A 15405-nucleotide genomic window follows, 5' to 3' on the forward strand; every position below is an offset into this window, starting at 1 on the left:
TATGAATAAGTATTCAATAGCAGCTCTGTTTACAGCGCTGCTATTCGCATATCGAAGCCATTATTCATCAGCAAATAAAGGAAAGCAAAATTTTGAAATCAAAGAACCAACATTATTTATACATGGATATGCAGGAAACTATTTTTCATTTGTACGTATGATTAAAAGATTCGAAAGAAAAAAATGGGGGAAAAAGAATTGTACAATTATAGTATCTCCTAAAGGAAAACTTTTAATAAAAGGGGAACCTAAGTCATTAATTCAGGTTTTATTTTTAGAAAATCGTGATATTGTTGATCATCAAGTTAATTGGATTTGGAAGATTTTGAATATTTTGAAAAATAAATATGGAATTTCCTCAGTTAATATAGTTGCTCATTCGATGGGATGCATTTCTATATTGAAGTATCTAAACCAATTTGCATATAATTCAATTAATGCACACATTTCAAAAGTTGTAACAATGGGGGCACCGTTTAATGATGTTGAGGTTGGTAAGAGAACACCTTATATTGAAAATCATCGTTTAACAAATGATGGGCCAGTTAAAATGTCTCCATTATATAAATGGATGAGAAAAAATAATATAGGGATTCCATTAGAAACCGAATTTCTAAATATTGCTGGTAATTTGCAAAATGGAACTAAATCTGATGGTCAAGTATCTGTCAATTCGGTACTATCATTACGTTATCTTTTAAGAGATGCAACTAGACAGTATCATGAATTTATCGTTTATGGAAAACATGCAGCACATAGTTTGTTACATGAAAATGAAGATATAGATAATAAAATTGAAGAATTCTTACGTTGATAGTTGATGCTTTAATAGCTGTGCAGATATAAATTATTTATTAATAAAAGATTAAAGTATGAGGTGATGATTTGAATACTATTGCAATTATTATTGGGTTAGGACCATTAATAGGATGGGGAATTTATCCTACTATAGCATCAAAATTTGGTGGGAAACCTGTAAATCAAATTTTAGGATCTACGATTGGAACATTGATTTTTGCAATTGTTTTTAACCAGGTTTTAAACCTAGGTTTTCCTAGTGGAAGAAATTTAGTATTTTCAATTATTTCAGGCATTGGATGGGCTATTGCTCAGATTATTACATTTTATTCCTTCACTTTGATTGGATCTTCAAGAGCAATGCCGATTACAACTGCATTTCAACTTTTAGGGGCTTCTTTATGGGGCGTAATAGCTTTAGGAGATTGGCCTACACTTATGGACAAAGTTGTTGGATTTATTGCTTTAGTTATAATTATTATTGGAGCATGGATGACAGTTTGGAGTGAGAAGAAAACTAAAGAGTCACGCGGAAATTAAAAAAAAGCAATTTTAATTTTATTAATTGGAGAAATTGGATATTGGGCTTATTCAGCTGCGCCGCAAGCAACATCAATTACTGGAAAACAAGCCTTTTTACCACAGGCAATAGGAATGGTAATTGTAGGAATATTATATGGTGTAATTAAATCTGTTAGATCAAATGAAAAATCACCATTTTCGCAAACTGTAACATATAAACAAATTATATCTGGTTTCTTTTTTGCTTTTGCTGCATTAACGTATTTGATTTCCGCACAACCTAATATGAATGGACTAGCAACAGGATTCATTTTATCACAGACATCTGTTGTATTAGCCACATTAACGGGAATTTGGTTCTTAGGACAGAAAAAAACAATTAAAGAAATGTGGATCACAGTATTAGGATTAATTTTAATAATTGGAGCAGCAGCAGTTACAGTAATTGTATAAAATAATTATATATAGGATAATGTTCCCCTTGTATAATACATTTTTTTATGCTATATTATGTAAGTATGTTTTAGACATATTTAGTGGGAGGTCAAATTTAGATGACCAGCCGAACCACAAACACGGAAAGAGGAGGTTTTTACCGTGGCAAAGAACGTAGTAAACGTTGTTAAATTACAAATTCCTGCTGGAAAAGCAACTCCAGCTCCTCCTGTAGGTCCAGCTTTAGGACAAGCAGGTATCAATATTATGGGATTTACAAAGGAATTTAATGCTCGTACAGCTGATCAAGCTGGTATGATTATTCCTGTTGTAATTAATGTATATGAAGATCGTTCATTCGATTTCATTACAAAGACACCACCTGCTTCAGTTTTACTTAAGAAGGCTGCTGGTGTAGAAAAAGGCTCAGGCGAACCTAACACAAACAAAGTCGCAACAGTGACAAAAGCACAAGTTAAGGAAATCGCTGAGACAAAAATGCAAGATCTAAACGCTGCAGATGTTGAAGCTGCTATGCGCATGATTGAAGGTACTGCACGAAGCATGGGCTTTGTTGTTGAAGACTAATTAAGCACTTGTTTCCCAGGCGGACACTTTATGAAAGTAAAGATGTCAAGTGGGAGGTTTATCCGATGACCACATTTTGCAAGGAGGAAAATCACTAATGGCTAAAAAGAAAAGCAAAAAATATTTAGAAGCTGCAAAGCAAGTTGATAAGAATAAGAGTTACACAGCTGAAGAAGCTCTTAAGTTAGTAAAAGACATTGACTTTGCAAATTTTGACGCAACAGTTGAAGCTGCATTTAACTTAAATGTAGATACAAAACAAGCAGACCAACAATTACGTGGCGCTATGGTTTTACCTAATGGTACAGGTAAAGACCAACGTGTTATCGTATTTGCAAAGGGTCCTAAAGCTCAAGAAGCTAAAGATGCCGGTGCAGATGTTGTTGGTGATGATGACTTAGTACAACGCATTCAAGACGGTTGGTTAGACTTTGATGTTGCAATCGCAACACCAGATATGATGGCTCAAGTTGGTCGCTTAGGTCGTGTACTTGGACCTAAAGGTTTAATGCCAAACCCTAAGACTGGTACAGTAACAATGGATGTTAAGAAAGCTGTTACTGATGCTAAGTCAGGTCAAGTTACATACCGTACTGATCGCGATGGTAACGTTCATGTACCAGTTGGTAAGGTATCATTTGATGTAGATGCATTAGTTGGTAACTTTGAAGCAATTTATGAAGTTATTGCTAAAGCACGTCCAGCTGCTGTTAAGGGTACTTACATCAAGCACTTATCAGTTGCATCAACATTTGGCCCAAGTGTAACAATCGATATTAATTCACTTTAATATTGACTCACTTGTGAGCAATATGTTAAACTATTAAAGTTATAAATAGTTCTACCTAAGACTCAGGTGGCGTACGCCTTAATTAACCTGCCGAGGAGAATACGGTTCTTTCTCTATGTCTTAGTGTAGACATAGAGTTTTTTTAACTCTAATTTTACATTAGGAGGTGAAATTATGAGTAAGGAAATTATCGCTAAGAAAGCTGCAATTGTTGATGAAGTTGCTGAAAAATTAGACAGTTCAGTTGCTAACGTAGTAGTTGACTATCGTGGTCTAACTGTTGAAGAAGTAACAGATTTACGTAAACAATTGCGTGAAGCAGGCGTAGAAATGCGAGTTATCAAAAATACTTATTTAAAACGTGCAGCTGCTAAAGCTGGTATCGAAGGTATGGATGATGTATTTGTAGGACCTACAGCTGTTGCATTTTCAGAAGAAGATGTTACAGCACCTGCTCGTATCTTAGTTAAATTTGCTGAAGATCATGAAGCTCTTGAAGTTAAGGGTGGTATGATTGAAGGTAAAGTAGCATCACTTGATGAAATTAATGCATTATCAAAACTTCCAGATCGCGACGGATTACTTTCAATGTTGCTATCTGTATTACAAGCACCAGTTCGCAATGTTGCATACGCAGTTAAGGCTGTTGCTGAAAGTAAGGAAGAAGATGCTGAATAAAAGCATCATTAACTATTAAATAGAATTTAAATATTTCGGAGGAAAATAAAATGGCATTAGATACAGAAAAGATTATTGCTGACTTAAAAGAAGCTAGCATTCTTGAATTAAACGATTTAGTAAAAGCTATCGAAGATGAATTTGGCGTTTCAGCTGCAGCTCCAGTTGCTGCAGCAGGTGCAGCAGGTGCAGATGGCGCTGCTGAAAAATCAGAATTTGACGTTGAATTAACAGACGCAGGTTCAGCTAAGGTTAAAGTTATTAAAGCTGTTAAGGACATCACAGGTCTTGGCTTGAAAGATGCTAAGGGCTTAGTTGACAACGCTCCTTCAGTAATTAAAGAAGGCGTTGCTAAGGACGAAGCTGAAGATATGAAGGCTAAACTTGAAGAAGTTGGCGCTAAGATCACTCTTAAATAATTAGTTGATTTAGCTATATCTAAAAAAAGACTATGACAATTGTCATAGTCTTTTTTTATTACGCAATTATCAAATTTAAATTATTATACCTTTTATGATATTGAATATTATATTATTATAAAATATGTATTTAAATAATTTAGAATTATATTAGGAGGATATTAATGTATAAGGGGCTAACACGAATAAAAGAATTTTATAATAAACATGCAGTTTTATTAAAAATGATTTTTATTTTTTCTGTACTACTTTTTGTATTTACAGAATTAGGGAAAATTTTTCATCAATTAAATTGGCACCAAGTTGGGGTGGCTCTCTCTGATCAATCTCCTATAGTAATTTTAGTGATGCTAATATGTGGTATTATTGCTGTTTGTCCAATGTTGATTTATGATTTTGTAATTGTAAAATTTTTACCTGGAAATTTTTCTAAAAAATATATTGCTAGAAGTGGATGGGTGACAAATACATTTACAAATATTGCGGGATTTGGAGGATTATTAGGTGCTACTCTTCGTGCTAGTTTTTATAAGAAGGGTGCAAATAGAAAACAAATTTTATATGCAATTTCTAAAATTGCTTTATTTCTATTAGCAGGATTGTCAATTCTTTGTTGGGTTTCACTAATAATGATGTTTATTTTACCATCAGAAAATGGTTTTCATAAATATTCGATTTGGTTGCTCGGTGGGGGAGCATATTTTCCAATTTTGTTTTTAGTAACAAAATTTAAAAATAACAGCTTTTTTAAAGACTTAACATGGAAGCGAGAGTTTGCATTAATTCTAGGCTCAACAATTGAATGGGCTTGTGCAGCATTATTTTTTATGATTATTGGTTGGTTAATGCAAGTTCATATCCATCTAATTGATGTAATTCCCTTATATATTATTGCCGAAATTTTAGGAATAATATCAATGGTTCCAGGTGGATTAGGATCATTTGATGTTTTTATGATTTTGGAATTAACAAAACTGGGAGTTTCAAGTGAAATTGCGGTTGTTTGGATTTTATTTTTCCGCTTATTCTATTACGTTGTTCCATTTTTAATTGGAAGTGTGTTTTTTGTTCATGATATGGGACATCAAATTAATGAAAGTTTAGATGGTATTCCACAAACAATTGTACAAAAAGTAGCCCATGGTTTAGTAACGCTTTTTATGTATTTTTCAGGAATTTTTATGTTATTAGAATCTGCAATTCCTAATTTTACATTTTCTAATTCTATACTTGCACGGCTTGTTTCATATACATTTTTCTTCCTAAATCAAATGACAAATATAATTTTTGCCTTTTTATTATTAGGAATGGCACGTGCAATTCAATTAAAGCAAAAAAAAGCTTTTATTCCAACAATTATAATTTTAGGAGTTGGAGTAATTAACACTCTTTGGAAAGAATATACGCCTACTTTAGCAGTCTTTCTTGTATTTGTAATGATTTGTATTGTATTTTCGCGAAAAGAACTGTATCGCGAAAAAATGCAATTTTCGTTTGAAAGTATTTTATTAAATATGTTGATGTTTGGTGGAGCATTTTTGTTATATATGCTTGTAGGATTATTAAATCGTCCAACAAATCATCATCATATACCTAGTGGACTTCTATTTCCTGATCAACAAGTTTGGTTATATGGGTTGATTGGAATGATTATCGCAGGAATTATTCTAGTAGTAATGATGCATTATTTTACAAAGGGAAAAGATCCATTTATAAATCAAAAATTTCCGGAAAAACGTGTTACTCAAATAATTGAAAGTTATGGAGGCAACGAGGTAAGTCATCTAGCATATTTAAAAGATAAAATGATTTATATTTATCGGAAAGATAATGAAGATCAATTATTCTTAATGTATCAAATTAAGGCGGATAAAATTATTATTATGGGGGAACCAGTTGGAAATCAAGATTATATTCAAGAAGCTGTTCATGAATTAGTAATTTTATCAGATCGATATGGCTATCAACTAGTTTTCTATGAAATAAATTCTGAACTTACTATGCTATTACACGAATATGGATTTGATTTTATAAAAACAGGTGAAGAAGGATTTGTTAAGTTAGATGAATTTACTATTAAAGGTAAAAAACATCGTGCACAAAGGGCTCTCATGAATAAGTTTGATCGTGAAGGTTTTATATTCTCAATAGTTGAACCACCTTTTTCAAATGAATTTATTGCAGAAATGAAAGAAGTTTCTGATAGTTGGTTAAATGGAAGGATGGAAAAGGGATTCTCATTAGGATTTTTCGATAAAAATTATATTCAAAGAACTCCTGTTGCGATTGTTCGAGATAAAAATGGAAAATTAGTTTCATTTGCAACATTAATGCCAATGGAAAAAAACACCTTATCAATTGACCTAATGCGTCATAGAAAAGATGCACCGTCAGGCATAATGGATAAAATTTTTATTGAATTGTTCAGCTATGGTCAAAGCAAAGGATATAAGTATTTTGATTTAGGAATGGCACCATTATCTAATGTTGGAAGTTCTAAATATAGTTTTATAGAAGAACGTGTTGCTCATTATATATATGAATATGGATATCGTTTATATGGGTTTCAAGGATTAAGAGCTTTTAAGAATAAATATGCTAATATATGGAATTCTAAATATACAACTTACCGAAAACGAAGTTCGATTGCAATAACAATGTTCCAATTAGTAATGGTAGTTAATCAAAAACATGGGCAAAAAGAATTTTCTAGAATGATAATTACGCCTAAATTTTTACAAAATAAATAAAAAAGAGATCTCATAAAAGAGATCTCTTTTTTAATGAACTGGAATAACTAAAAGTTGAGCAATTACGTGTTCATTTATTTTTAACCATGACGAAGTAATTGTGCCATTTTCATCAGTTGTATTTGGTTGATCATTGATCGACAATGGATCAAATTTTTGAAAATGATGAGCAATTTCAGGATAATTATCATATACTAAATCTCGAATATTAGTGTCATGAGACTGCAAACGAATTGCAGTATACCAGATATTATTGTGTAGAATTTGTTTTGCGTAGTTTTGAATAAAACAAATATTTTGATTTTCTTCAGAAAAATCAAGATATAAATTATCTACGTCTATTAATCCTGAAATTGGATTATTTTTTTTAAATTGAATAATATTACGGAATTTATTTTTTTCTTCTACAGGTTCCATCGATAAAACTCCCCTTATTTGTTCTCTGGATCTTCATTAGCCCATTTAGTATAATCTTCATCACTCATTGCCTCAACTTCTCCTAAACGATAACCATTACCTACTTGTGAGAAGAAATCATGATTAGATGTTGTAGTAGAAATACCATTGATTACAGTTGGTTCTACATCTTCAGCTGTATCTGGGAACATTGGGTCTTGACCAAGATTCATCAAGGCTTTATTAGCATTATAACGAACAAAGGTAAGTACCTTATCAGTCCAACCAACTGGATTATAAAGTAGGTGAGTATACTTTTCTTCGTTTTCATAGAGTTTTAATAGGAAGTCATAAAGCCAATCTTTTATTCTTTGTTGTTCATTATCTGTACGTTCTTTTAATCCTAATTGGAATTTGTATCCAATATATGTTCCATGAACAGATTCATCACGCAAAATTAATTTAATAATTTCGGCTGTATTAGGCAATTGATTGTGACCTAAGTAGTAAAGTGGTGTATAAAAGCCGGAATAGAATAAACAAGTTTCTAAAAATACATTTGCAACTTTTTGTTTTAAAGGATCTTCAGCTGTATCTTTATAAATATCACTAATCCATTTAGCTTTATTTTGCAAAAATTCTTCAGAATCGCTCCATTCAAAAATTTCATCGATTTCATCAGGCGTATTTAAAGTTGAAAAAATTGTTGAGTAACTTTTAGCATGAACAGATTCCATAAATTGGATATTATTTAAAACAGCAATTTCATGTTGTGTACGTGTATGGCGTCTTAATGAAGCCATACCATCTTGTGATTGAACAGTATCTAATAATGTTAAACCACCAAATACATGGCCAACCAAATATTTATGGTCATCATCTAATTGATGCCAGTCTTTTAAGTCATTTGAAACAGGAATTCTTGTATCTAACCAAAATTGTTCAGTTAGTTTTTCCCAAGTTGCTTTATCAATTTGATCATTAATTCGATTCCAGTTAATTGCTTTATAATTACTCATAAAATAAATTCTCCTTACTTTATTTTATACATTCTGTTAAAGTTTGATAAATACGTTCAACATCATTTTTAGTTCCGCGCAATTCATAATTATCTAAAAAGGGAACATTAAATTCTTGTGCATATCGACGAGCGGTTAGACAATATTGTTGATTAAAGTTCCGATTGCCAGAACCAATAATCCCTAAACATAAATTGGCGTTATTATCATAACTAATATATTCGCCTAATGCATTTGTCATTAATTCTTTGACGCCATTATCAATTCCATTCCCTCCATCCAAGTATGTTGGAACAAACACAAAATATTGTTGTGTTTCATTTTCAAAAGGAGTAGTATCATCAATTTCTTTTGCGTTAATCAATGGATTAGCAGGATCTTTTTTATTAAGATCAACAGCGTAATCTTCTAATTTTTCAATAAAAGCTTTAGTATTTCCCTCAATGGATATGTATAAAATATTAATCATTTTTTTCTCCCTTAAATTTAAATTGAACAACTTTCACATTCATTTACGCTAAAAGCTTCTGAACCATCATCAGTATATGTCCGAACATAATATAAACTCTTGATTCCTTTATGCCATGCATAATTACGAATGATTGATAAATCACGTGTGGTCATTTTATCAGTATGATTTTGTTTCCATGGATAAAGACCTTGATCAATTGTTGACTTAAAGTAAAGTGTAATTGAAATTGATTGATCAACATGTTCTTGTGCTGCAGCATAAACATCAATCATTTTACGCATGTCCAAATCATATGCAGATTGATAGTATGGAAGGGTATCACTTGATAAATATGCAGCAGGATAATAAATTTTCCCAATTTTACCTTCTTGACGTTCTTCGATTCTTTGGATAATTGGTTGTAATGATGCAGTCGTATTACCAACGTATGAAATAGATCCAGTTGGAGCAATAGCCATTCGATATGCATTATATAGACCATCTTTCATTACATTTTGTTTTAATTCTTTCCAATCTTTAATTGTTGGAATATGAATTCCTTCAAATAATTCTTTAACTTTAGGATTTTCAGGTTTAAATTCATTATTGATGTATTTATCAAAGTATGAACCATCAGCATATGCACTTTTTTCAAATTCATAGAATGTTTCTTGACGTTCTTTTGCAATTTTGTTGGAGGCAACTAATGTCCAATAATTTAATAACATAAAGTAAATATTAGTAAATTCGATTGATTCTTTTGAACCGTATTGTATATGATTCTTTGCAAGATATGCATGTAAGCCCATTGCACCTAAACCAACTGAATGTGATAATCTGTTTCCTTCATAAATTGATGGAACAACTTTGGCGTTTCCTTGGTCTGATACAAAAGTTAAAGCACGCATCATTGTCTCAATTGATTTACCAAAATCTGGTGATTTCATTAAATTAACAATATTTGTAGATCCTAAATTACAACTAACATCACTACCTAAGACTTCGTATTCTTGCATATCATTGATTTTAGATGGACGTTGAATTTGTGCTATTTCAGAACACAAATTACTCATAATGATTTTACCAGCCACGGGGTTAGTTTTATTCATTGTATCGATGTTAACAATATATGGATAACCAGATTCTTGTTGAAGTTTACTAATTTCTTCTTCAAGATCTCTTGCATGAATTTTAGTTTTATGAATATTTTTATTATTAACTAAATTGTCATATTCTTTGGTAATATCAACATAAGAAAATGGTTTACCATATTCTTTTTCAACATCATATGGTTCAAATAAATACATATCTTGGTTTTTTTCTACAAGTTCATAAAACTTATCAGGAACAATTAATCCAAGAGATAATGTTTTTAAACGAATTTTTTCATCGGCATTTTCTTTTTTAGTAGCTAAGAAATCAATGATATCTGGATGGAAGACACTTAAATAGACAACTCCTGCACCTTGTCTTTGGCCTAATTGGTTTGAGTATGAGAAACTGTCTTCTAACAATTTCATTACTGGTACAACACCACTAGCAGCATTTTCAATTCCTTTGATTGGTGCACCAGCACTACGTAAATTATTAAGTGTAATTCCAACCCCACCACCAATTTTAGAAAGTTGGAGTGCAGAATTTATGCATCGACCAATTGAATTCATATCATCAGTTGGTTGAAGTAAAAAGCAAGAAACAAACTCTCCACGACGTTTACGACCAACATTTAAAAAGGTTGGGGTAGCTGGTTGATATCTTTGATGAATAAGTTCATCAGCTAAATTCATCGCTAATTCTTCATCTCCATCAGCCATATATAATGCATTAATTGCAATTTTATCTTCATAGTTTTCAAGATAAAATTGACCGTCATTTGTTTTTAACGCATATTGATTATAAAACTTATATGCTGCCATAAAAGATTGAAATTCAAAATGTTGTTCATTTAAATAATGATATAATTTTTTTATGAATTCAAAACTATATTTTTTAATAAAATCTTCTTCTAAGTAATTGTTTTCTAATAAATATGAGAAACGTTCTTCTAAAGAAGAAAAATGTTTTGTATTTGGAATTACATTTTCATTTAGAAAAGCTTCTAATGCTTCTTTATCTTTATTTAATGGAATTTTATTATCTACTGGTATGTTGATTTGATTGTTAAGATCAAAATAACTTACATTGCTAATATCGATATCTTTGATACCCATAGTGAACCCCCATGTTTATTTGAAATTAAAGTGTTGCAATAAGTTCTTTTAATTGGTCTGGACGAAATCCATTAATAATAGGTTCAGAATTATTTTCTAAAACGGGCACACTTTGAAATCCCTTATTTTTTAAATATTCAATATATTCTGGTTCATCAGTTATATTACGTTCTTCAAATTCAATGTTGTTTTGTTCTAAAAAGCGTTTTGTCATTTTACATTGAATGCAGTTATTTTTTGTATATAAGACTAAATTCATATTAATACTTCTTTCCAATTAATTTATTGTACATCATCAAAGTATACACATTTTTGGCGTCCGATACAATATATAGTAATAAATTTTTTTGTCAAGTGTATATATTGTATTTTTACATAAAAAAAGATTAAAAGAAGTTTGATTTTGTTTAAAAAAATTCGTATTATGAATGTGATAGAAAGTAGGAGAAATTGTGGCAAATTATTATTATTCAAAGAACCCAGACGTTAAACATCAAGAACGAGATTGGAATTTTGAGTTATTAGGAAATCAACTGAAATTTATTACTGATAATGGTGTCTTTTCTAAAAATACAGTTGATTTTGGTACAAGAGTGTTATTAAATGCACTAGAAAAAAATAATGAACTAATTAATAAAAGCAAAATTTTAGATGTAGGTTGTGGATATGGTCCAATTGGTCTAGCAATTGCAAAAAAATATCCACAAGCACATGTGGATATGGTAGATGTAAATGAGCTTGCATTGGAACTTGCTAAAAAAAATGCAAATATAAATGAAATTAATAATGTTTCAATATACAGTTCTGATGTTTTTGATAATATTACTTCAAATGACTATCAAATGATTATTTCTAATCCACCAATTCGTGCAGGGAAAAAGGTAGTACATGCAATTTTAAATGATGCGTTTGATCATCTTGCAGAAGATGGGTTATTAACAATTGTTATTCAAAAGAAACAAGGAGCAGCATCTGCTAAAAAGAAGATGGAAACTGTTTATGGAAATTGTCAGTTAATTGCTAGAGATAAGGGATATCAAATTTTACAGAGTAAAAAGAAAAATGAAATATAATAAAAGACAAGCGGAAAATTTTATGCAACTTGCACTAGTAGAAGCAAAAAAAGCATTTAAATTAGGAGAAATTCCAATTGGTTGTGTAATAGTTAAGGATGATAAAGTAATTGCGAAGGGACATAATTTGAGAGAACATTCACATAAAACTTTAGGTCATGCAGAAGTAATTGCAATAAATCAAGCTAATGATTTTTTGAAAAGTTGGCGCTTAAATGGATGTTCATTATTTGTGACCTTAGAACCATGTATTATGTGCAGTGGTGCTATATTAAATGGTCGTTTTGATGAGGTTTATTATGGTGCTCCTGATTCTAAGTCTGGAGTAGCTGGGACTTTATATGACTTGCTAAATGATCCACGGTTAAATCATTCTGTAAATGTTCAAAAGGGAATTTTAGAAAAGCAATGTTTGAAACTTTTACAAGATTTTTTTGAACTTAATAGAAAAAAATAGTAAAAAAGACTGGATTTTTTATTTGATTTACGGTATTATAATATTGCCGTAAGGCCTTAAGACAATATCATCTTAACGAATCGTGTCAGGTCCGGAAGGAAGCAGCACTAAGTTTTGTTTGGTATGTGTCTTAAGTTGATATGAATGTTAAACTCTCGGTCTTTTGGATCGAGAGATTTTTTTTGAATTATTATAGAAGAGGAGATTCTTTGCATGTATCAAGCATTGTATCGAATATGGCGACCACAACGTTTTGAAGATGTTGTAGGTCAGGAAATGATTACAAAAACTTTACGTAATGCGGTTGCTACGAAACAAATATCGCATGCTTATTTGTTTACTGGACCTCGTGGAACAGGAAAAACTTCAACAGCAAAAATTTTTGCAAAAGCAATAAATTGTCATCATCAAGTTGATGGTGAACCATGCAACCAATGTGAAATTTGTAAAGCTATTACAAATGGAAGTTTAAATGATGTTTTGGAAATTGATGCTGCTTCAAATAATGGTGTTGAAGAAATTCGTGATATCCGTGATAAGGTAAAATATGCACCGACTCAAGCAGATTATAAGGTATATATAATTGATGAAGTGCACATGTTATCAACCGGAGCATTTAATGCATTGTTAAAAACATTAGAAGAACCTCCTGCAAATGTCGTATTTATATTAGCTACAACAGAACCACATAAAATCCCAGCAACAATTATTTCGCGGACTCAACGATTCGACTTTAAAAGAATTACTAGCAAAGTGATTTTAGAACGGATGCGTTATATTTTAGATGAAAAAAATATCTCATATGATGATGAAGCATTAAAAGTAATTGCAAAAGCTGCTGAAGGTGGAATGCGTGATGCGTTAAGTATTTTAGATCAAGTAATTTCATTTGGTGAAAATGAAGTTACTCTAGAAAATGCACTAATGGTTACTGGGAGTGTTACAAAATCGGATTTACTTAATTATTTAAGAGCTGTATGCAATAATGAAACGTCTATTGGCTTAGAAACAATGCACAAACTTTTACAAGATGGAAAAGATGCAAGCCGAATAGTTGAAGACTTAATAGATTATTGTCGTGATTTGCTATTATATCAACAATCACCTGCTATGGTAGAAGAAAATGAATTAGGATTATTAGATGATGATTTTAAAGAATTTGCTTCTACTTTGAAAGCAGAAACATTATATGAAATGATTAATATATTGAATGAACAGCAACAAAATATGCGTTTTACAGCTCATCCAACTATTTATTTAGAAGTATTAACTGTGAAATTATCTACGTTAAAAAGTTCAGGACAGAAACCAACATTTGATGATGTCCCAAGTAAGTCAGTAACTGAAGCTAAGATTGATCAATTAAACAAAAGAATTGAGCAGTTACAAAATCAATTAAATAGTATGCATCAAACACCACAAAATAAGACAGTGCATAAGAAAGTTCCAACAAGTAAAAATATAAAGGTAAAAGAAGTTAAGGTTAACTTTGATAAAGTAAATGAAGTTCTAAATCATGCAACTCGCAAAGATTTAAATAAATTTCAGCAAATTTGGAACGATTTGATTAGTATGCTAACTGTGCCACAACGAGCAATTATGAATGTTAGCCAACCTGTGGCTGCTAGTGAAAATGGTGTTGTTATTGGATTTCAATATCCATATTTATGCCAAAAAGCAATTGAAGACCAAGCGTTACAAGATGCATTAGAAAATGGATTAAGTAGACTTGTAAGTGGCAAATTAAGTTTGATTTTTTTACCAAAGGAACAATGGTTAAAAATTAGAGAAGATTATTTAAATAATAGAAAAACTTCAGAAAATAATTCTACAGATAATGATTCATCAGTAGACGATGTTCCTGAAGTTGTAAAAAAAGCACAGGAGATTTTTGGAAAAGAGAATATTGAAGTTTCAAAAGACTAAGAAGGTGACTATAAATGCAATATCCAGAACCAATTGCAAAATTAATTGATAGTTATATGAAGTTGCCAGGTATAGGAAGCAAGACTGCTACGAGACTTGCTTTTTATACTTTAGACATGGATGAAAAAGATGTTTCTGATTTTGCAAAAGCGTTAAAATCTGCAAAAAAAGATTTACATTATTGTAGTATTTGTGGCAATATAACTGAAAATGATCCTTGTATCATTTGTGCAGATAAGACTCGTGACCAAAGTCAAGTAATTGTTGTAGAACAACCTAAAGATGTAATGTCATTAGAGAAAATGAGAGAATATCATGGGTTATATCATGTTTTACATGGGGTTTTATCACCAATAGAAGGCAAGGGGCCAGAAGACATAAATGTAAGAAGTTTAATACAACGATTACAAAAAAATGAAAAAATCAAAGAAGTTATTCTTGCAACTAATGCAACTCCCGAAGGGGAAGCAACTGCATCATATATTGCACGGTTAATTAAACCAGCAGGTGTAAAAGTTACTCGCTTAGCACATGGATTAGCAGTTGGTAGTGATATTGAATATGCTGATGAAATGACCTTATTTAAAGCAATTGAAGGACGGACAGAATTATAATGTTTGGATTTAAAAAAAGAAAAAATAAAGAACCTTTAAAAAAACAATATGATCGCAAATTACTTGCTGATATAGAGACTGCTAAAAATGAATGGGATGGCATTAGAACTAATGATGATTTATTGGCAACGATGTCAACTGAAGATTATTTAGTAAGTGAAGAACTTGCACGTGCAAAATTTGAATTTTTATTTAGAGAAGCAAAGGCAAGAAAAGTAAAGGCAAAAATACAAGAATCGGTTATTGTACGTTAAAAATAAGAGGGAGGCTATGTAATTT

Annotated in this window: 16 protein-coding genes, 1 other RNA gene, 1 pseudogene and 1 other annotated feature; of the genes and pseudogenes, 13 read left to right on the forward strand and 5 right to left on the reverse strand. The window is 31.1% G+C overall.

What is annotated here, in order from left to right; translation table 11 throughout:
* The first annotated feature begins 1 nt into the window (after position 1).
* The 7 genes and pseudogenes from QPK35_RS00765 to mprF all read left to right on the forward strand — a co-directional run bounded on the left by QPK35_RS00765 (position 2) and on the right by mprF (position 6980).
* Positions 2–814, forward strand: a complete 813-nt coding sequence (locus tag QPK35_RS00765) for an alpha/beta hydrolase (protein ID WP_290033572.1) — start codon at positions 2–4, stop codon at positions 812–814.
* A gap of 71 nt (positions 815–885) precedes the next feature.
* Positions 886–1773 (forward strand): annotated as a pseudogene (gene rbsU / locus QPK35_RS00770) (ribose/proton symporter RbsU).
* 144 nt (positions 1774–1917) lie between these two features.
* Positions 1918–2343 carry a 50S ribosomal protein L11 gene (gene rplK / locus QPK35_RS00775; protein WP_290033573.1) on the forward strand — a complete coding sequence of 142 codons (426 nt, stop codon included), beginning with the start codon at positions 1918–1920 and terminating at the stop codon, positions 2341–2343.
* Positions 2344–2440: 97 nt separating this feature from the next.
* Positions 2441–3133 carry a 50S ribosomal protein L1 gene (rplA, locus tag QPK35_RS00780; protein ID WP_290033574.1) on the forward strand — a complete coding sequence of 231 codons (693 nt, stop codon included), beginning with the start codon at positions 2441–2443 and terminating at the stop codon, positions 3131–3133.
* Between the two features lie 36 nt (positions 3134–3169).
* Positions 3170–3286, forward strand: a sequence feature (ribosomal protein L10 leader region).
* A gap of 21 nt (positions 3287–3307) precedes the next feature.
* Entirely contained in the window at positions 3308–3811 is a 504-nt protein-coding gene (rplJ, locus tag QPK35_RS00785) for a 50S ribosomal protein L10 (RefSeq protein WP_290033575.1), read from the forward strand.
* A gap of 50 nt (positions 3812–3861) precedes the next feature.
* On the forward strand, positions 3862–4230 hold the full coding sequence (gene rplL, locus QPK35_RS00790) for a 50S ribosomal protein L7/L12 (RefSeq protein ID WP_290033576.1): 369 nt from the start codon (positions 3862–3864) through the stop codon (positions 4228–4230).
* Positions 4231–4394: 164 nt separating this feature from the next.
* Positions 4395–6980: a bifunctional lysylphosphatidylglycerol flippase/synthetase MprF gene (gene mprF / locus QPK35_RS00795; protein ID WP_290033577.1), complete on the forward strand. Its 2586-nt coding sequence runs from the start codon at positions 4395–4397 to the stop codon at positions 6978–6980.
* Positions 6981–7010: 30 nt separating this feature from the next.
* On the opposite strand, the gene QPK35_RS00800 is transcribed toward mprF, so the two are convergent.
* Genes QPK35_RS00800 through nrdH form a run of 5 tightly spaced genes read right to left on the reverse strand, consistent with a single transcriptional unit; the run spans position 7011 to position 11315 of the window.
* Complete coding sequence (locus tag QPK35_RS00800) at positions 7011–7397, reverse strand: hypothetical protein (RefSeq protein ID WP_290033578.1); 387 nt, start codon at positions 7395–7397, stop codon at positions 7011–7013.
* 14 nt (positions 7398–7411) lie between these two features.
* Positions 7412–8395: a class 1b ribonucleoside-diphosphate reductase subunit beta gene (nrdF, locus tag QPK35_RS00805; protein ID WP_290033579.1), complete on the reverse strand. Its 984-nt coding sequence runs from the start codon at positions 8393–8395 to the stop codon at positions 7412–7414.
* A gap of 19 nt (positions 8396–8414) precedes the next feature.
* Positions 8415–8864: a class Ib ribonucleoside-diphosphate reductase assembly flavoprotein NrdI gene (gene nrdI / locus QPK35_RS00810; protein ID WP_290033580.1), complete on the reverse strand. Its 450-nt coding sequence runs from the start codon at positions 8862–8864 to the stop codon at positions 8415–8417.
* A gap of 17 nt (positions 8865–8881) precedes the next feature.
* On the reverse strand, positions 8882–11056 hold the full coding sequence (gene nrdE / locus QPK35_RS00815) for a class 1b ribonucleoside-diphosphate reductase subunit alpha (RefSeq protein WP_290033581.1): 2175 nt from the start codon (positions 11054–11056) through the stop codon (positions 8882–8884).
* Between the two features lie 25 nt (positions 11057–11081).
* Positions 11082–11315, reverse strand: coding sequence for a glutaredoxin-like protein NrdH (gene nrdH, locus QPK35_RS00820; RefSeq protein WP_290033582.1), 234 nt, complete (start codon positions 11313–11315; stop codon positions 11082–11084).
* A gap of 193 nt (positions 11316–11508) precedes the next feature.
* On the opposite strand from nrdH, the gene QPK35_RS00825 reads away from it, so the two are divergent.
* The 6 genes from QPK35_RS00825 (at position 11509) to QPK35_RS00850 (ending at position 15380) form a co-directional block, all read left to right on the forward strand.
* Positions 11509–12129 (forward strand): class I SAM-dependent methyltransferase, encoded by a 621-nt coding sequence (locus tag QPK35_RS00825; protein ID WP_290033583.1) that lies wholly within the window; start codon positions 11509–11511, stop codon positions 12127–12129.
* Entirely contained in the window at positions 12119–12586 is a 468-nt protein-coding gene (gene tadA, locus QPK35_RS00830) for a tRNA adenosine(34) deaminase TadA (RefSeq protein WP_290033584.1), read from the forward strand. Before QPK35_RS00825 ends, tadA begins: the two co-directional genes overlap by 11 nt.
* 48 nt (positions 12587–12634) lie before the next feature.
* An RNA gene (ffs, locus tag QPK35_RS00835) (signal recognition particle sRNA small type) lies at positions 12635–12734 on the forward strand.
* Positions 12735–12799: 65 nt separating this feature from the next.
* A complete protein-coding gene (gene dnaX, locus QPK35_RS00840; protein ID WP_290033585.1) occupies positions 12800–14512 on the forward strand; it encodes a DNA polymerase III subunit gamma/tau in 1713 nt (570 codons plus the stop codon).
* 14 nt (positions 14513–14526) lie between these two features.
* Positions 14527–15126, forward strand: coding sequence for a recombination mediator RecR (recR, locus tag QPK35_RS00845; RefSeq protein ID WP_290033586.1), 600 nt, complete (start codon positions 14527–14529; stop codon positions 15124–15126).
* Positions 15126–15380, forward strand: coding sequence for a YaaL family protein (locus tag QPK35_RS00850; RefSeq protein ID WP_290033587.1), 255 nt, complete (start codon positions 15126–15128; stop codon positions 15378–15380). Before recR ends, QPK35_RS00850 begins: the two co-directional genes overlap by 1 nt.
* Positions 15381–15405 lie beyond the last annotated feature (25 nt).

Source organism: Ligilactobacillus cholophilus, assembly GCF_030389495.1.
In the GTDB taxonomy this organism is placed as follows: domain Bacteria; phylum Bacillota; class Bacilli; order Lactobacillales; family Lactobacillaceae; genus Ligilactobacillus; species Ligilactobacillus cholophilus.